Origin of the sequence: Achromobacter sp. Root170 (genome assembly GCF_001428165.1) — a bacterium.
Lineage (GTDB): Bacteria > Pseudomonadota > Gammaproteobacteria > Burkholderiales > Burkholderiaceae_B > Achromobacter > Achromobacter mucicolens.
The window spans coordinates 1-21,660 of record NZ_LMHN01000010.1; the positions used below are offsets into that span (position 1 = coordinate 1).

Annotated in this window: 20 protein-coding genes; 11 read left to right on the forward strand and 9 right to left on the reverse strand. The window is 65.1% G+C overall.

Going from position 1 to position 21,660, the window contains the following annotated elements:
• Positions 1-354, forward strand: a 354-nt coding sequence (locus ASD87_RS10020; RefSeq protein WP_056320625.1) for an MFS transporter, incomplete at its 5' end; no start/stop codon positions are given.
• A 113-nt stretch (positions 355-467) separates the two neighbouring features.
• On the opposite strand, the gene ASD87_RS26885 is transcribed toward ASD87_RS10020, so the two are convergent.
• Complete coding sequence (locus ASD87_RS26885) at positions 468-635, reverse strand: hypothetical protein (protein WP_155721921.1); 168 nt, start codon at positions 633-635, stop codon at positions 468-470.
• Positions 636-878: 243 nt separating this feature from the next.
• Here ASD87_RS26885 and ASD87_RS10025 point away from each other — a divergent pair, with 243 nt between their 5' ends.
• A complete protein-coding gene (locus ASD87_RS10025; protein ID WP_235512680.1) occupies positions 879-2,243 on the forward strand; it encodes a PLP-dependent aminotransferase family protein in 1,365 nt (454 codons plus the stop codon).
• Positions 2,244-2,310: 67 nt separating this feature from the next.
• On the opposite strand, the gene ASD87_RS10030 is transcribed toward ASD87_RS10025, so the two are convergent.
• Positions 2,311-3,204 carry a response regulator transcription factor gene (locus ASD87_RS10030; RefSeq protein ID WP_235512682.1) on the reverse strand — a complete coding sequence of 298 codons (894 nt, stop codon included), beginning with the start codon at positions 3,202-3,204 and terminating at the stop codon, positions 2,311-2,313.
• Positions 3,188-6,580 carry an ATP-binding protein gene (locus ASD87_RS10035; RefSeq protein WP_056320633.1) on the reverse strand — a complete coding sequence of 1,131 codons (3,393 nt, stop codon included), beginning with the start codon at positions 6,578-6,580 and terminating at the stop codon, positions 3,188-3,190. Before ASD87_RS10035 ends, ASD87_RS10030 begins: the two co-directional genes overlap by 17 nt.
• A 196-nt stretch (positions 6,581-6,776) precedes the next feature.
• Between ASD87_RS10035 and urtA the strand changes: the two genes are divergently transcribed.
• The 7 genes from urtA to ASD87_RS10070 are packed head-to-tail and all read left to right on the forward strand — an operon-like array spanning position 6,777 to position 13,191.
• Positions 6,777-8,039, forward strand: a complete 1,263-nt coding sequence (gene urtA, locus ASD87_RS10040) for an urea ABC transporter substrate-binding protein (protein WP_056320636.1) — start codon at positions 6,777-6,779, stop codon at positions 8,037-8,039.
• Between the two features lie 54 nt (positions 8,040-8,093).
• The gene (gene urtB, locus ASD87_RS10045) at positions 8,094-9,011 is read left to right on the forward strand and encodes an urea ABC transporter permease subunit UrtB (protein WP_056320639.1); all 918 of its coding nucleotides are present in this window, start codon (positions 8,094-8,096) and stop codon (positions 9,009-9,011) included.
• Positions 9,012-9,021: 10 nt separating this feature from the next.
• Positions 9,022-10,143: an urea ABC transporter permease subunit UrtC gene (gene urtC / locus ASD87_RS10050; RefSeq protein ID WP_056320642.1), complete on the forward strand. Its 1,122-nt coding sequence runs from the start codon at positions 9,022-9,024 to the stop codon at positions 10,141-10,143.
• Positions 10,140-10,883: an urea ABC transporter ATP-binding protein UrtD gene (gene urtD, locus ASD87_RS10055; RefSeq protein WP_056320646.1), complete on the forward strand. Its 744-nt coding sequence runs from the start codon at positions 10,140-10,142 to the stop codon at positions 10,881-10,883. The genes urtC and urtD overlap by 4 nt, the downstream gene beginning before the upstream one ends.
• Before the next feature lie 14 nt (positions 10,884-10,897).
• A complete protein-coding gene (urtE, locus tag ASD87_RS10060) occupies positions 10,898-11,590 on the forward strand; it encodes an urea ABC transporter ATP-binding subunit UrtE (RefSeq protein WP_056320648.1) in 693 nt (230 codons plus the stop codon).
• Positions 11,591-11,619: 29 nt separating this feature from the next.
• A complete protein-coding gene (gene fmdA / locus ASD87_RS10065) occupies positions 11,620-12,849 on the forward strand; it encodes a formamidase (protein WP_056320650.1) in 1,230 nt (409 codons plus the stop codon).
• Positions 12,850-12,858: 9 nt separating this feature from the next.
• Positions 12,859-13,191: a zinc ribbon domain-containing protein gene (locus tag ASD87_RS10070; RefSeq protein WP_056320653.1), complete on the forward strand. Its 333-nt coding sequence runs from the start codon at positions 12,859-12,861 to the stop codon at positions 13,189-13,191.
• A 48-nt stretch (positions 13,192-13,239) separates the two neighbouring features.
• On the opposite strand, the gene ASD87_RS10075 is transcribed toward ASD87_RS10070, so the two are convergent.
• Genes ASD87_RS10075 through ASD87_RS10095 form a run of 5 tightly spaced genes read right to left on the reverse strand, consistent with a single transcriptional unit; the run spans position 13,240 to position 18,337 of the window.
• Entirely contained in the window at positions 13,240-14,529 is a 1,290-nt protein-coding gene (locus tag ASD87_RS10075) for a TRAP transporter large permease (RefSeq protein ID WP_056320656.1), read from the reverse strand.
• Positions 14,530-14,532: 3 nt separating this feature from the next.
• Positions 14,533-15,141, reverse strand: a complete 609-nt coding sequence (locus tag ASD87_RS10080) for a TRAP transporter small permease subunit (RefSeq protein WP_056320658.1) — start codon at positions 15,139-15,141, stop codon at positions 14,533-14,535.
• 16 nt (positions 15,142-15,157) lie between these two features.
• A complete protein-coding gene (locus tag ASD87_RS10085; protein ID WP_056320661.1) occupies positions 15,158-16,216 on the reverse strand; it encodes a TRAP transporter substrate-binding protein in 1,059 nt (352 codons plus the stop codon).
• A 58-nt stretch (positions 16,217-16,274) separates the two neighbouring features.
• The gene (locus ASD87_RS10090; protein ID WP_056320662.1) at positions 16,275-17,657 is read right to left on the reverse strand and encodes an amidase; all 1,383 of its coding nucleotides are present in this window, start codon (positions 17,655-17,657) and stop codon (positions 16,275-16,277) included.
• Complete coding sequence (locus tag ASD87_RS10095; RefSeq protein WP_056320665.1) at positions 17,654-18,337, reverse strand: RraA family protein; 684 nt, start codon at positions 18,335-18,337, stop codon at positions 17,654-17,656. Before ASD87_RS10095 ends, ASD87_RS10090 begins: the two co-directional genes overlap by 4 nt.
• 116 nt (positions 18,338-18,453) lie before the next feature.
• On the opposite strand from ASD87_RS10095, the gene ASD87_RS10100 reads away from it, so the two are divergent.
• On the forward strand, positions 18,454-19,386 hold the full coding sequence (locus ASD87_RS10100; protein ID WP_056320668.1) for a LysR family transcriptional regulator: 933 nt from the start codon (positions 18,454-18,456) through the stop codon (positions 19,384-19,386).
• A gap of 69 nt (positions 19,387-19,455) precedes the next feature.
• Here the strand turns inward: ASD87_RS10100 and ASD87_RS10105 are convergent, their stop codons facing one another.
• Positions 19,456-20,490, reverse strand: coding sequence for a tripartite tricarboxylate transporter substrate binding protein (locus tag ASD87_RS10105; RefSeq protein WP_056320672.1), 1,035 nt, complete (start codon positions 20,488-20,490; stop codon positions 19,456-19,458).
• A gap of 204 nt (positions 20,491-20,694) precedes the next feature.
• On the opposite strand from ASD87_RS10105, the gene ASD87_RS10110 reads away from it, so the two are divergent.
• The gene (locus ASD87_RS10110; protein WP_156403408.1) at positions 20,695-21,651 is read left to right on the forward strand and encodes a helix-turn-helix domain-containing GNAT family N-acetyltransferase; all 957 of its coding nucleotides are present in this window, start codon (positions 20,695-20,697) and stop codon (positions 21,649-21,651) included.
• Positions 21,652-21,660: the final 9 nt, after the last annotated feature.

The following is a 21,660-nucleotide window of genomic DNA, read 5'->3' on the forward strand; positions in this document are numbered from 1 at the left end:
ATGCACTGGCCCGAGCCGCTAATCGATCAAGAGGTGTCGCATGATCGTGGCCCGGTCATGATCACGGTCGAATACCTGATCGACCCGGCGCAAGGCGCCGACTTCGTGCAGGCCATGCAGCACGTCGGCGCCGAGCGCCGCCGCGATGGGGCCTACGCCTGGGGGATCTTCGAGGACGCGGCGCAGCCGGGCCGCTACCAGGAATACTTCCTCGTGACCTCGTGGCTGGAGCACCTGCGCCAGCATGAGCGTGTGACCCACGCCGACGCGGACCAGCAAGCCGAAGCGCGCGGTTTCCACATCGGCGACGCACCGCCGAAGGTGTCCCACTTCGTGGCGCCGCAGCTGTCGTAATTGTCTTGTTATCGGATGCGGCTCACGCGAGCCGCATTCTTTCTTGCTTGGATGCAGCCCTGGGCTTCATCCGTCTTTGCGTGGGACGGACAGGCAGTCCCACGCTGATCCGATCAACGTTCCGGCGCCAGCGCCTTGAGACTTTCAAGGCGTTCCAGCTCCTTTTTCTCCCGCTCCTTTCTGGCGCCTTCGCGATGAGACTTGATCGCGAGGAACATGCACACGCCCAATATGGCGAGCTTGAACGTACCGAAGACGACGGGGATCCAGAAATTCATCATTGCCTCAAAATGCTGCCTTCGGCAGCTTCGTGGACTCCCCGGCGATGCCCAACAAGGCCAGGAGCGCGCAGCGCGAGCGCTATAATCCATACAAGTTCGCAAATTCTACCGCCAAAATCCATACAAGAAGTTGAATCGTCCGGCCCCGACTGCATTCCCTCTCGCCGGAAGCGGCAGAAAACCCATACATAAAGAAAAACCATGGCTCTCTCGCGTCGCCTGAAAAAAGCCAACACGTCGTGGGTGCGGCCCCTGACCGCGGGCTCGGGTTCCCGGTACCAGCAGATCGCCACGCAAATCGAGACAGCGGTGGAGGACGGTGTCCTTCGGCCCGGCGACCGGCTGCCCCCGCAGCGCGAACTGGCGCAGACCTTGGGCGTCGACCTGACGACCGTCACGCGCGCGTACACGGAAGTGCGCCAGAAGGGGATCCTGGAAGCGCAGGGAGCGGGCGGGACGTACGTGTCCTATTCGGGATTGGAGGCGGGCGGGACGATCGATCTGGGCATGAACATCCCGCCATTGCTTGGCAGTGCAGCGTTTGCAGACCTGCTTGCGCAAGGCAGCGTCGCCACCCAGGCGGCCGCAAGCGCAATGGATCTGATGAGTTATCACGTGGGCGCCGGCGCCAACCGGCATCGTGCGGTAGCCGCGACGTGGCTGCGGCCGATGACGGGCGACACGGACATCGAGCGGATCGTGGTCTGCCCGGGCGCGCAAACCGCGATCGCGGCGCTGCTGCTGTCCAAGAGCCAATCGGGCGACGCCATTGCGTGCGATGCATTGACCTACCCGGGCTTTCTGGCCGCGGCCCGCCTGCTCCAGCGCTCGGCCGTTGGCGTGAAGTCAGATGAATTCGGCATGGACCCCGCCGACCTCGAACGCGTGTGCGAACGGCATCGTCCCGCCATGCTGTATTTGAATCCGACGATCCAGAACCCGACAGCGATCACGCTGTCCACGGAACGTCGAACGGCATTGCTGCGCGTCGCGGCCAGACATGCGCTGCCGGTCATTGAAGATGATCCGTACTGGCTGTTGGCCGAGCATGCGCCCAGCACGATGTTTTCTCTGGCGGCCAACACGTCTTCGGCGCCGGTGTATTACGTGTCGACGCTGTCCAAATGCATCGCGCCCGGCCTTCGAACCGCTTATCTTGTCGTGCCTGGCGGCGAGCCGTTGAGTCCGGTGCTGGATGCCCTGCGTTCTCTGGCGCTGATGCCCACGCCCTGGATGACAGAGATGGCGACGACGTTGATCGAGTCGGGCGCTGCCGTTCAATGGCTGGCGCAGGTCAGGAGCGAGCTGCAGCATCGCCAAGCCGTCGCGGCGTCGATCCTGCCGGGCAAGATTGATGCCGACCCGAATGGGCTGCACCTCTGGCTTGAATTGCCGCGTCATATCGACTGCTACCGGCTGAAGCAGACGGCGCTGGCGCAGGGGGTGAGTGTGACTGACTCGGCGTCATTTTCCACGGGGGCGTCCAGCCCCTTGGCGCTGCGTGTGTCGTTGGGCGGGGCGATTGACCGGACGCGTTTGACGCACGGTCTGACCCGGTTGGCGGAGCTGCTCAAGGGCGATATTGCGGGGCCGGTTTCTCAGGCTTGATTTGCTTGGGCGCCGGGTCTTGCGCGTCGCCGTCGAAGTGCCGGGCGACACGGCGACGCCGAGCGCGTCAGAACGCTTCTCCCTGGCGCACCGCCAGCGCAGCCGCCGCCGCGCGCGTTTCCACGCCCAGTTTGATGTAGATGTGTTCCAGGTGTTTATTCACCGTTCGTGGCGACATGCCCAGTATCTCGGCGATGTCCCGATTCGTTTTTCCCTTGGCCAGCCAGCGCAGCACATCGGCCTCTCGCGGCGTCAGGCCGTAGGCCGTGGCCAACGGCGCCGTTTCCTGCAACAGCAGCAGCGTTTCGCCGCTGCGCCGTGATGCCGACAGGCTCAAGGTCAGGCGCCCTCGCGTGCTGACCAGCACCAAGGGCTCGGCCGCCGGGCCGGCCGTCAGGTTGCGCGCCACCCAATCCGCCAGGGGCGCGGGCAGCTCTGACGCATCCTCGGCGCAGCCAAAGTAGGCCGTCAACCAGATCCGCGCCTTGCCCGTCTTCCAGATCGGCTGCCCGCTCGCATCCAGCGCCACCACGGCGCGAGCGGCCGCATCGATCGCGTCAAAGGCAGCCGACAGGCTGCGCGCATTGCGCAGATGCGTTCGCAGCCGGGCCACCACCACGTCCGGGTCCAGCGGCTTGGTCACATAGTCGACGCCGCCGACGCGAAACGCCTTCAACACGTGCTCGGGCTCGGTCAGGCCCGTCATGAACACCACGGGCACGTCTCCCGCCGCGGGGTGCGCTTTCAAGCGGGCGCAGGTCTCGAAGCCGTCCATGCCCGGCATCACCGCATCGAGCAGCACGATATCCGGCACCACGAAATCCACCCGCTCGATCGCCGACTGGCCATCGATTGCCACCAGCACCTGATAGCCCGCCGCATCCAGTGCGGTGGACAGCATTTTCAGATTGTCTGGCGCGTCATCGACCAGCATGACGAGGTTTTTATCGGGCGTGGGCATGGTGACGCTGCACATGGTGTTTAAGCACCTGATTGAATTCACTCAGTTGAAACTCGCCTGCCAGCGCCCGCAGATGCGCCGTCAATTCGCGCGTTTCGGCGCGGCGGCCCCGTATTTCTTCCAGCTTGGCCTGGATACCCTTGATGTAGCCCATGGCCCCCAGTTCCAGCAGCGCCTCCGCATCCTCGCGTTCCAGCGCCACCCGATGCAGGTCACCCGCCGGCAGCGCCGCTTCGACCGGCGCCACTTGCCAGTCCAGCTTGAGCAAACGGCCCAGATGGTTCAGCAAGTCCTCGACCATCACCGGCTTGGCAATGAAGGCGTTGTGCCCGCTCTGCGCCGGGTCTTTCGGGTCCAGCCCCAGGATATTGGCCGACAGCATCACGATAGGGACGGCCACGCCTTCATCGCGCAGGCGCCGCACAACGTCCCATCCGGTCATGTCTGGCATCGAGACGTCCATCAGGATCAGCGCAGGCCGCAACGTGTGCACGCAGGCAAGGCACGCGGCGCCATGCGGCGCTTCGTGAACCTCAAAGCCCAGCGGCTCGAGCAGGTCGCGAACCAGGCGCCGCTGCGAGGGCTGGTCATCCACCGTCAGGATCCGCAGGCGCTCGCCGCGGTAGCCCACCACCAGCCCGGACGGCCGGGCGTCGCTGCGCGGCGAGCGCACTTCCGGCAGGAACAGTTTGAGCGTGAACACACTGCCGCGGCCGACGACGCTGCGCACTGTCAGCTCGCCGCCCATGATGCCGGTCAGCATGCGGCAGATGGTCAGCCCCAGGCCCGTGCCGGAATCGGCCTGTTCGACCCCCGCCCAGCTGCGCTCGAAGGGCAGAAAGATCCGTTCGAGATCCTCGGCCGGTATGCCTCGGCCGGTGTCCTCCACTTCGAACAACACCATATCCGCGGCCGACTTGACGCGCATCGACACCTGACCCGCCGAGGTGAACTTCAGCGCGTTGCTCAACAGGTTGATCAGAATCTGCCGCAGCCGCTTTTCGTCGATATGCACGATGGCGGGAAGTTCGGCCGCTTCATAGCAGAAGGCCAGTCCCTTGAGCGTGCTTTGCGGCCTGAACATCTGCACGATCTGCTCCAGAAACTCGGGCAGGCGCAGCTCGCTGTTCTCGAGCCTTAGCCGGCCCGCCTCGATGCGTGCGATGTCCAGCAGACCGTCGATGAGACCGATCAAATGCTTGCCGCTGCGATGAATCACGTCGATCGCCTCGCGGCGCGCCGGTGGCAAGCCCGGGTCGCGCTGCAGAATCTGTGCGTAACCCAGAATGCTGTTCAATGGCGCGCGCAGCTCGTGGCTCATCCCGCCCATGAAACGGCTTTTAGCCAGATTGGCGCTTTCAGCCGCCTCCTTGGCCTGTTGCAACTGGGCGTCGGTCTGCTTGTGCGCCTGGATCTCGCGCAGCAGCAGATGGGTCTGGCGATCTGATTCCTCTTGCGCCACGCGCCGGCTTTCATGGGCCAGCACCAGCCACCAGGCGGCGATGCCGCCGATCAGCAGCAAGGCGGCATACAACTTCAGGAAGGTTGGCCGCAACCCCGAGGGATCCAGCCCGCCTCGCAGGTGACTGGCGACCTCCTGGTAGTAGATCAAGCCCAGAATGCCGGCCAGCAGCGTGCCCATTCCCGCTACGATCAGGAGGTAGTGGCCCAGGCGGCTATGCAGCAGCGGCGTGACCCGTGCTGGCAAGAGCCGGGTGAGGACCGCCTGCACCTGATCCTTCAAGCGTCCCTGCTGTTTGCAGCGATCCTGGCAGCGGGCGTCCAGCGTGCAGCACAAGGAACAGATGGACCCGTTGTAGGCCGGGCAATGCGCCATGTCCGGCTGTTCGAAACGGTTGGCGCAGATCACGCAGACATGATCGGAACCCGCGACATCGACCGGCGTGCGCGCGAGGTTGTAGCGGCCCCGCGTGCGCCAGGCGATGACCGGTGCGCAGACAAAGGCGGCCAGCAAGGCGACGAACGGCGACAAGGCCTGCGCCAGCGCGCCCGCCGTGCCCGGGAACACGCCGGCAAAGGCCAGCAGGCCCAGTGTCATGGCGATCAGCATGCTGCCCACGCCTACCGGATTGATGTCATACAGATAGGCGCGGCGGAATTCGATCCGGGCCGGCGACAGCCCCAGCGGCTTGTTGATCACCAGATCGGCCACCAGCGCCCCTATCCAGGCCAGCGCGACGTGCGAGAACACTGCCAGCACATGCTCCAGCGCGCCGAACACGCCCATCTCCATCAGGACCACCGAGATCAGCACGTTGAACACCAGCCACACCACCCGCCCTGGATGGCTATGCGTGATGCGGGCAAAGAAGTTGGACCAGGCCAGCGAGCCGGCATACGCATTGGTCACATTGATCTTGACCTGCGAGATCACCACGAAGGCCGTTACCAGGGCCAGCGCCAGGCCCGGATGGCTGACGACATAGGTATAGGCCGCCAGATACATATGCGTGGGGTCGCCCGCCTTGTCGGGCGGCGTGCCCAGGGACAGGGCCAGCCAGGCCAGAAAGGCCCCGCCCAGGATCTTGGCCGCGCCGGGCACGATCCAGCCCGGGCCCGCGCAGACAAGGGCGAGCCACCAGCGCGTGCGGTTGGCGGCCGTGCGTTCGGGCAGAAAGCGCAGAAAGTCGACTTGCTCGCCGATCTGCGTGACCAGCGAGGCGGCCACCGCAACGGCCGAACCAAACATCAGCAGATTGAAATTGCCGCCCCGGCCGTCGTAGCCCGGAAACCGCAGGAATTCCTGCAATGTTCCGGGATCGCGCCAGGCGATGAACGCATAGGGCAAGAGCAGCAGCACCAGCCAGATCGGCTGCGTCCAGGATTGCAGCCGGCTGATGAAGGTAATGCCATAAGCCACCATGGGCAGGATGACGACGGCGCACAAGAGGTAGCCGATGGATAGCGGCAGGCCGGTCGCCAGCTCGATGGCCAGCGCCATGATGGCCGCTTCCAGCGCGAAAAAGATGAAGGTGAATGAGGCGTAGATCAGCGAGGTAATCGTCGAGCCGATGTAGCCAAAGCCGGCCCCTCGCGTCAGCAGATCCATGTCCAGACCATGGCGCGCCGCGTAGTAGGCGATCGGCAACCCGGTCAGAAAGGTGACGATCGCCACGGCGATGATGGCCCAGAACGCATTGACGAAGCCGTAGTTCAGCGCCAGCGCGCCGCCGATGGCTTCCAGCGCCAGGAACGACACGGCGCCCAGCGCGGTATTGGCGACCCGTAATTCGGACCACTTGCGAAACGACACGGGGGTGAAACGCAGCGCATAGTCTTCCAGCGTCTCATTGGCGACCCAGGTGTTGTAGTCGCGACGGATCTTGACGATGCGTTGGGGCGCGCTGGCAGACAAATCGGGCTCCGCGGAAGGTGGGGATACGTCATTGAACGTAGGTGCCGTTGTAACGCCCGGGGGGCGGCGGTGGCTCTACGTCAATCAACGTATGTTGCAGTGCGTCATAGGCTCCTAGTATGCCTTCACCCTCCGGGCTGCGGCATGTGCCGCGCATGCTCGGTTTCCCTGGTCGTGATCCATTGAGGAGTCATCGATGTCTGGCAAAACCCCTTTTGATAATGCCCCGGAGCTGCCCTCGCGCCGGCGCCTGGCCCTGGCTTTTGCCTCCCTGCCGCTGCTGGGCATACCGGCGCTGTCGCGGGCCGCTGCGCCGGCCACCTCGGCCATCAACACCACCGGCCTGGCCATTACCGACACCGAAGTCACGGTAGGCCAATTGCACTCGGCGACCGGCACCATGGCCATCAGCGAGACGGGGTCGATTCAATCCGAGCGCCTGGCCATCGAGCAGATCAACGCCATGGGCGGCATCCTGGGCCGCAAGATCAAGATCATCCAGGAAGACGGCGCCTCGGACTGGCCGACGTTTGCCGAAAAGGCCCGCAAGCTGCTGGTCAGCGACAAGGTCGCCACGGTGTTCGGCTGCTGGACCTCGGCGTCGCGCAAGGCGGTCCTGCCGGTGTTCGAGAAAGAAAACGGCCTGCTCTACTACCCGACCTTCTATGAAGGCCTGGAGCAGTCCAAGAACGTCTTCTATACCGGCCAGGAGGCCACGCAGCAGATCCTGTCCAGCCTGGACTGGCTGGCGCGCGAGAAGAAGGCGCGCTCCTTCTACCTGATCGGCTCCGACTACATCTGGCCGCGCACGTCCAACAAGATCGCCCGCAAGCACATCGAGAACGTGCTCAAGGGCGAAGTGGTCGGCGAGGAATACTACCCGCTGGGCCACACGCAGTTCGGCTCGCTGATCAACAAGATCAAGCTGAAAAAGCCCGACGTGGTGTTCGCCGTGGTGGTGGGCGGCAGCAATGTGTCGTTCTACAAACAGCTCAAGGCGGCGGGCGTCACGAGCGGCAAGCAAAAGCTCCTGACCATCTCGGTGACCGAGGATGAATTGCTGGGCATTGGCGGTGAAAACGCCGAGGGCTTCTGGTCCTGCATGAAGTACTTCCAGAGCCTGGACAACGCCAACAACAAGAAGTTCGTCGAAGCCTTCAAGGCCAGGTATGGCGCCGACGCCGTGATCGGCGATGTGACCCAGGCGGCCTATTTGGGACCCTGGCTGTGGAAGATGGCGGTGGAGAAGGCGGGCAGCTTCGATGTCGACAAGGTGGTCGCCGCGTCGGCCGGCCTGGAATTCAAGGAAGCGCCCGAAGGCTACGTCAAGATCGACCCCAACCACCACCTGTGGAGCAAGACCCGCATCGGCCAGATTCGCAAGGACGGCCAGTTCGACGTGATCTTCGAGACCCCGGAGCTCATCAAGCCCGATCCCTTCCCCAAGGGTTATCAGTAATCACGTCGATCCGGGCGCCGCGCGCGACGCCCTTACCACTGCCGGGAGCCATCCATGGAATCCTTCTCCGATCTTGGGGCCATCCTGCTGATGCAGGGCTTTAATGGTTTATCGGTCTTCAGCGTGCTGTTGCTGATGGCCTTGGGCCTGGCGATCATCTTTGGCCAGATGGGCGTCATCAACATGGCCCATGGCGAGTTCCTGGCGGTGGGCGCCTATTGCACCTATCTCTGTTCCGAACTGGTCCAGCAGTACGCGCCGGGCCTGATGCCGGCCTACTTCTTTGTCGCCATTCTGCTGGCCTTTGCGGTGACCTTCAGCCTGGGCTGGCTGACCGAGTGGCTGATGATCCGTCATCTGTACCGCAGGCCGCTGGACACGCTGCTGGCGACCTGGGGCTTGTCGCTGGTGCTGCAGCAGACCCTGCGTTCGCTGTTCGGTCCGCGTGAAGTCAGCCCCACGCTGCCCGATTGGCTGATGGGCTCCTGGCAGCCGCTGGACGGCGTGGACATCCCGATCAATGGCCTGTTCGTCATGTCGATCAGCATCGTGCTGACCGGCGCGCTGCTTCTCGCGTTGTTCCGGTCGACCTGGGGCCTGCACGTGCGCGCCACGGTGCAGAACCGCGCCATGAGCGGCGCGGTGGGCATCGATACGAAGCGCGTGGACCGCGTGACGTTCTCGCTGGGTTGCGGGATTGCCGGGATTGCCGGCGCCGCGTTCACGACCATCGGTTCCACCGGCCCGACCAGCGGCTCGCTCTACATCGTCGATACGTTCCTGACGGTGGTGTTTGGCGGCGCGGCCAGCTTGTTCGGCACCATCGCTTCGGCCTTCGTCATCGCGCAGACGCAATCGATCTCGGAGTTCTTCATGACCGGTTCGATGGCCAAAGTGCTGACGCTGTCGGCCATCGTGATCATTCTGATGCTGCGCCCGCAAGGCCTGTTCAGCATCAAGGTACGCAGGTAGGGGGCGCATCATGCAGAAATTCTTTCACAACGTGATCGGCGGGCGCGAAGGGCTTGCAGGGCTGGCCATTCTGGCGCTGCTGCTGTTCGTGGTGTTTCCGCTGGCCCTGGACGTCTTCCGGCTCAACCTGATCGGCAAGTACCTGTCTTATGCCTTTGTGGCGCTGGGCCTGGTGCTGTGCTGGGGCTATGGCGGCATCCTGAGCCTGGGCCAGGGGGTGTTCTTCGGGCTGGGCGGGTATTGCATGGCGATGTTTCTGAAGCTGGAAGCCTCGACACCGGAGGCCACCAAGATCCAGTCCACGCCCGGTATCCCGGACTTCATGGATTGGAACCAGCTGACGTCGCTGCCCTGGTTCTGGGTGCCCTTCAAGAGCTTCTGGTTCACCGTGATGGCAGTGCCGGTGCTGCCCTGCCTGCTGGCGTTGATTCTGGGCGCGGCCATGTTCAAGCGCCGCGTGGGCGACACCTATTTCGCCATCGTGACGCAGGCCGTGGCGCTGATCCTGTCGGTGCTCATCATCGGCCAGCAAGGCTGGACGGGCGGTGTCAATGGCATCACCGATCTGAAGACGTTGCTGGGCTGGGATATCCGCACGGACAGCGCCCGGCTGGTGCTGTACTTCATCAACGGCGTGCTGCTCTTCGCGTGCATCCTGTTCGGCCGATACCTGCTGTCGTCCAAACTGGGCAAGCTGCTGATGGCCATGCGCGACAAAGAGGAACGCGTGCGCTTCTCCGGCTATGACGTCGCCAGCTTCAAGGTCTTCGTGTTCTGCGTGGCCGCCGTGTTCTCGGCGATCGGCGGCGCCATGTTCACCTTGCAGGTCGGCTTCATGTCGCCTTCCTTCGTGGGGATCGTGCCATCCATTGAAATGGTCATCTTTGCCGCGGTCGGCGGCCGGCTGTCGTTGTTGGGCGCGGTCTACGGCACGCTGCTGGTCAACTTCGGCAAGAGCTATTTCTCCGAGAGTTTCCCGCAGCTCTGGCTGTTCCTGATGGGCGGGCTGTTCATTGCGGTCGTGATGGCGTTTCCCAACGGACTGGCCGGTCTGTATCACCAATACACCCAGAAGCGCCTGGCGCGTAAAGCATCGCGCCAGCAGGCGGATGGCGCCGCGGAGGCAGCATGAACCCGTCAGAATTCGCGTTGTATATCGAAGGCCTGACCGTGTCGTTCAACGGCTTTGTCGCCGTCAACGACCTGAACCTGTACGTCGATCAAGGAGAGCTGCGCGTGGTCATCGGCCCCAATGGCGCCGGCAAGACCACGCTGCTGGACCTGATCTGCGGCCGCACCAAGGCGACCGCGGGCTCGATCCGATTCAAGGATACCGAGCTGACCGGTCTGGCCGAGTACGAAATCGTGCGCGCCGGCGTGGGCCGCAAATTCCAGACGCCCTCCATCTATGAAACCCTGTCCGTCCGGGAAAACCTGGAAGTCTCGTTTCCGGCCGGGCGCAGCGTGCTGGGTGCGCTGACCTTCAGGCGCACCGCGGCCGTGATCGAGCGCGTGGAACAGGTGGCCGAAGAGATATTTCTTGCCGACCAGCTCGACCGATCGGCGGAGCTGCTGTCGCACGGCCAGAAGCAATGGCTGGAGATCGGCATGCTGCTGATGCAGGAGCCCGAGCTGATGATGCTGGACGAACCCGTGGCCGGCATGAGCGTGTCCGAGCGCGAACGCACGGCCGAATTGCTCAATCGAATCAGCCGGAATCGATCGCTCATCGTGATCGAGCATGACATGGAGTTCGTCAAGAACATCGCGCACAAGGTCACGGTGCTGCACCAGGGCCGTGTGCTGGCCGAGGGCAGCATGGACAAGGTGCAATCCGATCCGCGCGTGGTTGAAGTCTATCTCGGCCACTAAGGCCAGGAGGCAATATGTTCAATATCGCTGGCCTGGTGTCGGGCTATGGGCAAAGCAAAGTCATCCACGGTGTCGACCTGGCCGTGGCCCCCGGTGAAATCGTCGCCGTGATGGGGCGAAACGGCATGGGCAAGACCACGCTATTCAAGACCATGATGGGGATGCTGCCCACCATGCAGGGCTCGATCTCGCTCGATGGCAAGGCGCTCGAACGCCTGGAGAGCCATCAGCGCGTGCGCAGCGGCGTGGCCTACGTGCCGCAAGGCCGCATGATCTTCCCGACGCTCACTGTCGAGGAAAACATCCGTACCGGCATGCGCGGGCGGGCATTGCGCAACACCATTCCCGAGGACATCTACGCGCTGTTTCCGGTGTTGCACGAAATGCGCGGCCGGCGGGGCGGCGATCTGTCAGGCGGGCAGCAACAGCAGCTTGCCATCGCGCGCGCCCTGGTCACCAACCCTCGCGTGCTGCTGCTGGACGAGCCCACCGAGGGCATACAGCCGTCCATCATCAAGGACATCGCCCGCAGTCTGCTGGAGATCCGCAAATTGCGCAGTCTGGCCATTGTGGTGTCCGAACAAGTCTTGAGTTTCACCATGCAGATCGCCGACCGGCTCATCGTGATCGACAAGGGCCGCTTCGTGCACGAAGACCCGCGCGGGCGCGTGGACGAAAAGACGATCAGCAAATACCTGTCTGTCTGAAGCCGTTGTCCATCCAAAAGGAGCATGACATGCCTGAAACCCTGATCAAGGTCGACCTCGCCCAATCCCCCTACGAAAACGAAGGCGTGCACAATCGCTGGCATCCCGATATCCCCATGGCGACGTGGGTCCGGCCGGGCGACGATTTCGTGCTCGAAACCTACGACTGGACCGGCGGCGCGATCAAGAACGATGACGATGCCTCCGATGTGCGCGACGTGGACCTGTCCACGGTGCACTTTCTGTCTGGCCCGGTCGGCGTCGAAGGCGCCGAGCCCGGGGACCTGCTGGTGGTGGACTTGCTGGATATCGGCGCCAAAGAGGAAAGCCTGTGGGGATTCAATGGCTTTTTCAGCAAGAACAATGGCGGGGGCTTCCTGACCGAACACTTCCCGTCGGCGCAAAAGTCGATCTGGGATTTTGAAGGCATGTTCACGACCTCGCGCCATATTCCTGGCGTGCGCTTCGCTGGCCTCATCCACCCGGGCCTGATTGGCTGCCTGCCGGATCAGGCGCTGCTGGACAAGTGGAATGAGCGCGAACAGAAGCTGATAGACAGCGATCCCGATCGCGTGCCGCCGCTGGCCAATCCCCCCGCGCCCAAGACGGCGCACATGGGCAAGCTCAAGGGCGCCGAGCGGGATCGTGCCGCCGCCACCGGCGCGCGCACCGTGCCGCCGCGCGAGCACGGCGGCAATTGCGATATCAAGGACCTGTCGCGCGGATCCCGGGTGTTCTTTCCGGTCTACGTCAAAGGTGGCGGCCTGTCGGTGGGCGATCTGCACTTCTCGCAGGGCGATGGCGAGATCACCTTCTGCGGCGCCATCGAAATGGCGGGCTGGGTGCACATGCGGGTGTCGCTCATCAAGGGCGGCATGGCCAAGTACGGCATTCGCAACCCCATCTTCAAACCCAGCCCCATCACGCCCAACTACAAGGACTACCTGATCTTCGAAGGCATTTCGGTCGACGAAGGCGGCAAGCAGCACTATCTGGACGTGCACATCGCCTATCGCCAGGCCTGCCTGAACGCCATTGAATATCTGAAGAAGTTTGGCTATTCGGGCGCGCAGGCGTATTCGATACTGGGCACGGCGCCGGTGCAGGGCCACATCAGCGGCGTGGTGGACATTCCCAATGCGTGCGCGACGTTGTGGCTGCCGACCGAGATCTTCGATATCGACATCCAGCCCAACGCGCTGGGCGACGTGCCGCAGATCAAGCGTGGCATGGACATGCCCATCGCCGAAGACCTTTAAGGAGTTCGCATGCCGCTCTATGACTATCGTTGCCAGGACTGCGGCGAGTTCTCGGATCTGAGGCCGTTATCGCAATGGCGTGACCTTGCGTCCTGCCCCGATTGCGGCGTCTCCTGCGAGCGCTTCGTCAGCGGCGCACCCGCGGTCTCGGCGCTGTCCTCGGCAATGCACCGCGCCCGCGCCGCCAACGAACGCGCCGCCCATGAACCCCGCAGCACGCGGGGCGGCCACGGCATGGGGTGCAGTTGTTGCGCCGTCGCAAAAGCCGCGGGCAGGACGCGCCAGACCGCAGACGGAGGCAAGACCTTCGCTGGCGCCCGGCCTTGGATGATCAGTCACTGAATACGGACGGCAAGGCAAGCCGGGGCTGGCCTTGCCACGCCCCGCTCCTCACAGCGTCGACATTTGCCCCGGCAACCACAGCGCCAGTTGCGGCACGGCCAGCAGCAGCACGATCATCAGCAACAGCATGGCAAGAAACGGCAGCACGCCCACCACCACGTCCATGAACTTGCCCTGGCCGCGCACGCTGTGCACCACGAACAGATTCATGCCGAAGGGCGGCGTGAGCTGGCCCATTTCGCACAGCACGATCAGCATCACGCCGAACCACACCGGGTCGTAACCCAGCGCCATGACGATGGGCACGGTGAGCGGCGCGGTGGTGACCAGCATGGCGAGCGTGTCCATGAAGCAGCCGAGCAGGAGGTAGAAGAGGATGATGGCCAGCATCATGCCCAGCGGCGGCAGGTCCAGGCTGGTCACGGCATTGACCAGCAAGGTCGTCAGGCCGATGGAGGACAGCACGAAGTTCAGGAAGAACGCGGCCAGCGTGATCAGGATGATCATGCCCGTGGTGCGCAGCGTGGCCTCGAAGGCGCGGCCCAGCATCTCCCACGTCAGCACGCGCTTGTAGGCGCACAACAGGGTGGCGGCCACCACGCCGAGCGCGGCTGATTCGCTGGCGGTGGCGATGCCGCCATAGATCACGCCGATGACGAGCGCGAAGATGGCGAGCGGCGGGACCAGATGCGGCAGCGCCGCGATGCGTTCAGCCCAGCTTACCGTCGGGCGCTTGCCGGCCAGGCTTGGCCGCCACAGGCACAGGCCGACGATCAGTACGATAAAAAGCGTGGTGAGCAGAATGCTGGGCAAGGTGGCGGCCAGGTAGAGCTTGGGCACCGACACGTTGGCGATCAACGCGTACACGATCATGTTGATCGACGGCGGGATCAGGATGCCGAGCGTGCCGCCCGCGGCAATCGAGCCCAGGAACAGCGGCGCGTTGTAGCCCGACTTGCGCTGCTCGGGCAGGGCCAGCGTGGCGATGGTGGCGGCGGTGGCCACGCTTGAGCCGCTGGTGGCCGAGAACATGGCGGAGGCGCCGATGTTGGCGTTCATCAGCCCGCCCGGCAGCCACGACACCCACTTGGACACGGCGCCATACATGCGCCCTGCCACGCCCGAATGCACCAGCAGCTCGCCCATCAGGACGTAGAGCGGAATGGCGACCAGCAGGAATTCGGCGCTGGTGCCCCAGGCCAGTTCACCGATGGCGTTGGTCAGTTTCAGCGGCGAATAGACGCCGGCCAGGCTCATGCCCAACAGGCCTACCGTGGCGGCGGCGGTCACGCTCAGCGCCAAGAGGCCGAGCAGCATGGAAATCGTCATTATCAACATGGCTCACTCCTGGGGTTGCGTGCGCGCCGGAACGGGCGCGTCGGCGGTTTCTTCTTCGATGCCCTCTTCCACCGAGTGGATGCCGATCAGCGCATTGACCGCCTGCCAGCGGCCGCGCATCACGCGGCCCAGCGCGCAGGCGCCCAGGACCACGATGGTGAGGAGGAAGAAGGCATAGCCGGCAAACCAGAGCGACTGCGGGATCCATTGCGGCACCTGCAGCGGCGTGTTGGACACCGACTGGAAGGCGATGGAGTCGGCCAGCACGAACCAGGCGTGCCAGGTCAGCGTGCCCACGAATACGCCCAGGCATGCCAGCGCGAACAGGTCCAGCACGACGCGCGTCTTGGCGGGCAGGTGGGTGTAGACCACGTCGACCCGGATGTGCGAGCGGCGCAGCAAGGTGATGGGAAAGGCCCAGGCGCTCGCCACGGCCAGGGTGTACCCGGCCAGCTCGTCGGCGCCGCCAAGCGAGACGCCGGCAAATTTGCGCGCGGCGAGGTCGGCCACGATGAGCCAGGACACGAGCAGCAGCCCCAGACCGCCTATCCAGGCGCCGATGCGGGCCACGCGATCAAGCAGGCGTAGCGAACCATGCGTTTCTGTCGTCATGTGAGTTCCTTGATGTTCAGCGCAGCGTGACGCCCAGCGCCTGGCCGACGGAGGCGCTCCAGTTGGCGGCGCATTCGTCGCCGCAACGCTTGGCCCAGCGGCTTGCCATGTCGGTGGCCACGTCGCGCAGGGTGGCGCGCTCGGCCTCGGTGGGCGCGGTCGCCTGCATGTCGGCCTGGCTGTGGATGCGGCATTCGCCCTGTCCGGTGTTGCAGGCCAGCGCGTAGTCCCCCTCGCGGCCAGTCTCGTCCCACAGGCGTTCTTCGAGCACCTGCGCTTCCTTGAGCATGAACTGCTGCACGGCGGGATCGAGCTTCTGCCAGCGGCGTTCGGCAATGGCGTAAAAGCCGATGGACCAGTCGATCGGCAGCAGGTAGAGGTTCTTGGCCACGTCGTACCACTTGGCCGCGTTGCCCGAGCCGATGCCGGTCACCGCGCAATCGACCACGCCGGTTTGCAGGGCGGGAATCACCTCGGCAAACGCAATGGTTACCGGCGAGGCGCCCAGCGCGCGCACGTATTCGGCCATGTTGCTGCCGCGCGTGCGCACCTTGCGGCCCTTCAGGTCGGCCAGGCTATTGACCGGCGTGCGGCAGAAGAACACCTGGGCCGTGTACGGCACGGTGGCCAGCAGCCGCACGCCGTGGCGCTTGAGCATGCGCTGCTCCAGCACCGGCCGGTAGGCGGCGACCATCTTGCGCGCGGTGGCAAAGTCGGTGGCCATGCCCGGCAGGTCCACGCCTTCGAAGGTCGGGTCGTCGCCGCTCACGAAGGCGAACACGCCCATGCCCACGTCCAGCGCGCCGGCGCGCATCAGGCGCACGATCTCGGGTCCTTTCAGGCCGCTCTCGGACAGGCCGATCAGCTCGGCCGTGACCCGGCCGCCGGAGGCCTCGGGCAGGGTCTTTTCCCAGAACGGCTTTTCGACCGCGCCGAAGGTGTAGTTGTGGCTGCCGCCGCCGACCACCGCGAAGTGGGTTTCGGGCAACGCGGCGGTCTGCGCGCTCGCGGGTCCGGCAACTGCGAGCGCGGTCACGGCGGACGCCAGTAGCGCCATCAGGATGCTTCGTTTCATGTTTCCCCCCTGTTGTGTATGGGCACACGCGCCGCGCGTGCCCCGCCACGGCATCGGGTTATGCCGCGTGCGCTGGCGTGCGCGGGTTGGCGCGCACGCGATGCCAATCGGAATGACGCTGGAAGACTTCGGCCAGGTACAACGCCAGCCGGTCTTCGCCGCCCGGGCAAAGAATCTGCAGGCCGGTGGGCAGGCCCGCGTCGTCGCGGCCGTTAGGCACCGAGACGCCGCACATCTGCAACAGGTTGCCGATACGCGTGTATTGCACCGGCGCGTTGCCGTGATCCACCTCGTCAAGCGGCAGCGCGGTCGTGAGCGTGGTGGGTGTGAGCAGTCCGGCCACGCCCTCTAGCCGCGCTTGCATTGCGGCCTGCAGGCGGTCGCGTTCGCGCAGCGCGGCCAGGTAGCGCACCGCAGAGACTTCCAGCCCGACCAGCATGCGCGGACGTACCGAGTCGTCGACGGGCAGGTCCAGGTCGGTCATCTCGCGCTCGAACGAGGCCACGCCTTCCGTCATCATGATGTCGCCGGTCACGGCCTTGAATTCGGCCAGCGTGGCGGGCGGCGTGATCTCGACGATCTGCGCGCCCAGGCTGTGAAAGAGCGCGATGGACGCCTCGTAGGCTTGGCGAACCGCCGGCGTCACGTCGGCCAGGAACGCGTCGGGCAGACGGCCCAGCGTTGCGCCGGCGATGCCGAAGCGGGAGGCGTCGAGCGGCTCGCGCCACTCGCCGGGCGTGGCGGGCGCCAGCACGTCGAACAACAGGCGTGCGTCGGCCGCGCTGTGCGCAAACACGCCGACGCTGTCCAGGGTCTGGCTAAGCGTGACGACGCCCTGCGACGAGATACGGCCAACGGTCGGCTTCAGGCCGGTGATGCCGCAGTAGCTGGCGGGCACGCGCACCGACCCGCCGGTATCGGTGCCGACGGCCGCCGGCGCCAGACGCCCCGCCACCGCGACCGCCGAGCCGCTGCTCGATCCGCCGGGGATGCGGTGCACGCGGTCATCCCAAGGATTGCGCGGCGTGCCCATGTGCTGATTCGGGCCCCAGGCGCCCATGGCGAATTGCACCATGTGGGTCTTGCCCAGGATGATGGCGCCGGCGCGCTGCAACTGCTGCACCAGCTCGGCCGTGCTTGCGGCAAGGGTGTCGGCGTGGATCGGCGAGCCGATGGTGGTGGGCCGGCCGGCGATGTCGATCAGGTCTTTCAACGCGATCGGCACGCCGTGCAGCGGGCCCAGCCAGATGCCCTGGTCCAGCTGCAGGTCGGCGGCGCGCGCGGCCGCCAGCGCCTCGTCGGCGTACACGGCGACATAGGCATGCAGCCAGCCGTCCAGCGCCGCGATGCGGGCCAGGTAGTCGCTCACCAGCGTTTCGGCGCGAAGCTCGCGGCGGCGCAGGCGCGGCGCGAGGTCGGTGATGGTGAGGTCGATGCTCATGCGTGTGCTCCTTGGCCCGCCGCGATGGCGCGTTCGATCAGCGCACGCGAGCCCACGATGTCGGGGAATTTCTCGCCGGCGCGCAGGCGCGCCAGCGTGGTCTGTTCCTGTGTCTGAAAGTCGATGGCCTGCTGTGCGGCGGCGCGCACGGCGCGGCGGTCCAGCACCAGCACGCCGTTCTCGTCGGCCAGCACGGCCGCGCCGGGCTGCACCGCGATGCCGCCGCAGTGGATCGTGCCGCAGAACTCGCCCTCGATGCCCAGCAGGCGCGTGGTGATGGGCGAAGGCCCCCGCGACCATACCGGCATGCCGTGCTGGCGCAGTTCGCCCAGATCGGTCACCAGGCCGTCCACGATGATGCCGGCCACGCCGGCCTCTTTGGCGGCGTAGGCCATCGCGCCGCCGAAGGCCGCCGTCACCGCCTCGCCGGCCCGGTCGATCACCAGCACGTCGCCGGGGCGCACGCAGCCCATCGCGTGGTGCAGGATGCCGCCGTCGTTGCCGGGCATGCGCACCGTCACGGCGGGCCCGGCAATGCGCACGTCCTGCTGGTGCGCGCGGATGTCGCCGCGCATGAAACCGGTGGTCTGGAAATGGCCGATGGTGGCCGGCTCGGCCTTGAGCAACAGCGCCAGATCCTCGGGGGGCAAGGCCTCGGGCAGGGGATGAATCAGATACATCGCGTCGTCTTCACTACAATGAAAAAGGCTCTGAAAGCCGGTGAAAAAAAGGTATCACGCGGGCTTTCCGGGCCAATAATCAAAGTTTCGGCGCAGTTTGAAAAAGAGTTCTTATCATGCGGATAACCCTAAGCCAGCTTGAGGCCTTCTACTGGACCGCCAAGCTGGGCAGTATCCACGCGGCCGCGCGCCATCTGCACGTGACGCAGCCGGCGGTGTCGGCCCGCCTGCGCGAACTTGAAGGCGCGCTGGAGGTGCAGCTCTTTGACCGCTCGCGCCAGCGCGTGACGCTGACCGACGTGGGCCAGTCGGCGTTGCGACATGCCGAAAGCGCGTTGCACAGCACGCGGCAGCTGGAACACTTTGGCAAGGATCGCAGCCTGGGCGGCAAACTGCGCCTGGGCGCGGACGAGTGCTCGGCCAACGTGGGCCTGACTGCGGTGATCGCGCAGCTCAAGGAGCACTATCCCACGCTGGCGTTGGAGATGACGGTGGACGTGGGCTCGGTGCTGAACAGCAAGCTCAACGCGGGCGAGCTGGACATGGCGCTGCTGACCAACCCGGCCACGGGCGACACCATCACCGACGTGTTCATCGGCTGGATGACGTTTCACTGGGTCGCTTCGCCCACGCTGCACATCACGGCCGATCCCTTTCGCGCGGAACACGCGCGCGGCCATCACATCGCCACGCACTCGCCGCCCTCGACGCTGTACACCGTGGTCGAGAATTGGCTGGCCTCGGGCGGGGTGGACATGTCAGGCCCCAGCACCACCAACTCGCTGGCGCTGATCTCGCGCCTGATCGCGGCCGGCCACGCGATCGGCATTCTGCCCGTGCCGCTCCTGCAGGACATGCTGACCATGGGCGTGTTGCGCGCCTTGCCCGCCGATCCGCCGATCCCGCCGGCGCGCTTCTACATCTCGTATCTGACGGCCTCGCACGGCGCGCACATCGATTCCATCGTGGACATTACGCGCGACACGCTCACGCGCCTGAACTTCCTGGCGCCCATCGAGGCCGACCCCACGCCTGTCCGCAAGGCATAGGCATGACAAAGGGGCCGCTTGCGCGGCCCCGGACGGTTTGATGCCATCGCGTACGGCGCGGCGTCGGATTCAGTCGATCCGCGCGCCCGACACCCGCACGACCTCGCCCCACTTCTGGACTTCGGCATCCACCAGCGTCACGAACTGCTTGGGGTCGGTGAGCTGCGGAATCACCAGGCCGACCGCGCCCAGCTTCTCCTGGATGGCGGGCGACTGCATGGCGGTGCGCGTGGCGTCGAACAGTTTCTGGAATACCGGCGCGGGCAGGCCGGCCGGGGCGGACAGGCCAAACCAGTACTCGGAAGAAAAGCCCGGGTAGCCGCTCTCGGCCACGGTGGGCGTGTCGGGATAAGTGGGATTGCGTTGCGGGCTGCCAATGGCCAGCGCGCGCAGCTTGCCGGCGCGTACGTGCGGCAGCGCGGTGTCCTGATTGACGAACAGCACGTCGACGCGGCCCGCCAGCACATCGTTGATCGCGGCCGAGCCGCCGTTGTACGGCACGTGCATGATGTCCAGCTTGGCGCGCTGTTTGAGCATTTCCATGCCCAGATGACCGGTGGTCCCGTTGCCCGACGACGCGTAGGAGTACTTGCCAGGCGCCTTGTGCACCAGATCGACGAACTCGGCCAGCGTCTTGGCCGGAAAACCCGGCGCGGTCACGAGCACGTCAGAGCCAAAGGCAAGGATCGCAATCTGGTCGAGCTGATCGAGCTTATAAGGCAGCTTGCTGTAGAGCCCCTGGTTGGTGGCGATGCCCACGCCCGATACCAGCAGCGTGTGGCCGTCGGGCCGCGCCTGCGTCACATAGGCGGTGCCGATGTTGCTGTTGGCGCCGCCCTTGTTCTCGACCACGATGGTGCCCTTGAGTGCCTTGCTCATCTCCGCGGCGAGCAGGCGGCCGATGAAGTCGGTGCCGCCGCCAGCCGGAAACGGCACGACCAGGCTGATGGGCTTGTCGCCCGGAAAGTCCGCGGCCTGCACCGGCGCGGCGGACACGGCGAGGGCCACGCCGGCGATCAGCGCCGGCGCCATCGACTTCAGAAACGTGCGGCGAATGGACGAAACCAACCCTGCCCTGCGGCATGCTTTTCCCACGGCTTGCATGGTGTGATTCCCCTTGGGTGTTATGAAACGGTCTCTCGACCGAAGGGAAAATTAGCACGCAGGGTTGGGCCGTCAGTAATCACAAATGCCCGCCGAATTGAGAGATTTTTGTTATTACGGGTAATCCCGGCGTGGCTCGCGGCTTGACAGGTTGGTTGTAGTGAGCAACATTATGGTTGTGCAGCACAACTTAACGGATGCGCCATGCAGATGCCCGCCAAATCAATCGACGAAATCCGGTCCGCATCGCGCACCATCGTGCGCGAACTGGGCTTCATGCGGCCGACGCTGGCGGGCACTGCCTATTCCGCCTCGGCCGTGCACGCGTTGCTGGAAATCGATGCTCAAGGCGGGGTGGCGGCGGCCCATCTGGTCTCTGCGCTTGGCCTGGAGAAATCCAGCGTGAGCCGCATGCTTTCCAAACTGATCGCGGCCGGGGACATCGCCGAATCGGCAAGCGCAGAGGATGCGCGTCTGAAGCAATTGACGCTGACCGGCCAAGGCAAGGCGTTGGTCAAGAGAATCCATGCGTACGGCCGCAATCAGGTCACCTCGGCAATGGCGCACTTGAATCCCTCGCAACAGCAGGCGGTCGCGCAAGGGTTGTCGGAATACGCCAGGGCGCTCAAGGCCAGCCGCGGCGCGCAATCCGCCGCGGCCCGCGATACCGTGCAGATTGTGCCCGGCTATCGGCCCGGTCTGGTGGGACGCGTGGCCGAGATGCATGCGGCCTTTTATTCGCGGCACTCGGGCTTTGGCCAGTTCTTCGAAAGCCAGGTGGCCACGGGGATGGCCGAGTTTGCGGGGCGGCTGGGCGAGCCATGCAATGGGGTGTGGACGGCGATTCAGAACGACCGGATTGTCGGTTCCATCGCCATAGACGGGCAAGACCTGGGCAATCGCCAGGCGCACCTGCGCTGGTTCATCCTGGATGACGGATGCCGAGGCAGCGGAACCGGCCGAAAGCTGATCGAGGCGGCGCTGGACTTCTGTGACCGGTTCGGTTTCTCCGCGTGCCAGCTCTGGACCTTCAAGGGCCTGGACGCGGCGCGCAAGCTCTATGAGTCCGTGGGATTCAAGCTCGTGCATGAGGAAGATGGCCATCAGTGGGGCAGCATCGTCACCGAGCAGCAGTTCACCCGCGTCAAACCCACGGCCTGATACCCGCGC

Excerpts from the sequence above, each read along its gene's own strand:
- ASD87_RS26885 (WP_155721921.1), bottom strand. The coding sequence starts at position 635 with ATGATGAATTTCTGGATCCCCGTCGTCTTCGGTACGTTCAAGCTCGCC.
- ASD87_RS10030 (WP_235512682.1), bottom strand. The coding sequence starts at position 3,204 with ATGCCCACGCCCGATAAAAACCTCGTCATGCTGGTCGATGACGCGCCA.
- urtA (WP_056320636.1), top strand. The coding sequence starts at position 6,777 with ATGTCTGGCAAAACCCCTTTTGATAATGCCCCGGAGCTGCCCTCGCGC.
- urtB (WP_056320639.1), top strand. The coding sequence starts at position 8,094 with ATGGAATCCTTCTCCGATCTTGGGGCCATCCTGCTGATGCAGGGCTTT.
- urtC (WP_056320642.1), top strand. The coding sequence starts at position 9,022 with ATGCAGAAATTCTTTCACAACGTGATCGGCGGGCGCGAAGGGCTTGCA.
- urtD (WP_056320646.1), top strand. The coding sequence starts at position 10,140 with ATGAACCCGTCAGAATTCGCGTTGTATATCGAAGGCCTGACCGTGTCG.
- urtE (WP_056320648.1), top strand. The coding sequence starts at position 10,898 with ATGTTCAATATCGCTGGCCTGGTGTCGGGCTATGGGCAAAGCAAAGTC.
- fmdA (WP_056320650.1), top strand. The coding sequence starts at position 11,620 with ATGCCTGAAACCCTGATCAAGGTCGACCTCGCCCAATCCCCCTACGAA.
- ASD87_RS10070 (WP_056320653.1), top strand. The coding sequence starts at position 12,859 with ATGCCGCTCTATGACTATCGTTGCCAGGACTGCGGCGAGTTCTCGGAT.
- ASD87_RS10075 (WP_056320656.1), bottom strand. The coding sequence starts at position 14,529 with ATGTTGATAATGACGATTTCCATGCTGCTCGGCCTCTTGGCGCTGAGC.
- ASD87_RS10080 (WP_056320658.1), bottom strand. The coding sequence starts at position 15,141 with ATGACGACAGAAACGCATGGTTCGCTACGCCTGCTTGATCGCGTGGCC.
- ASD87_RS10085 (WP_056320661.1), bottom strand. The coding sequence starts at position 16,216 with ATGAAACGAAGCATCCTGATGGCGCTACTGGCGTCCGCCGTGACCGCG.
- ASD87_RS10090 (WP_056320662.1), bottom strand. The coding sequence starts at position 17,657 with ATGAGCATCGACCTCACCATCACCGACCTCGCGCCGCGCCTGCGCCGC.
- ASD87_RS10095 (WP_056320665.1), bottom strand. The coding sequence starts at position 18,337 with ATGTATCTGATTCATCCCCTGCCCGAGGCCTTGCCCCCCGAGGATCTG.
- ASD87_RS10100 (WP_056320668.1), top strand. The coding sequence starts at position 18,454 with ATGCGGATAACCCTAAGCCAGCTTGAGGCCTTCTACTGGACCGCCAAG.
- ASD87_RS10105 (WP_056320672.1), bottom strand. The coding sequence starts at position 20,490 with ATGCAAGCCGTGGGAAAAGCATGCCGCAGGGCAGGGTTGGTTTCGTCC.
- ASD87_RS10110 (WP_156403408.1), top strand. The coding sequence starts at position 20,695 with ATGCAGATGCCCGCCAAATCAATCGACGAAATCCGGTCCGCATCGCGC.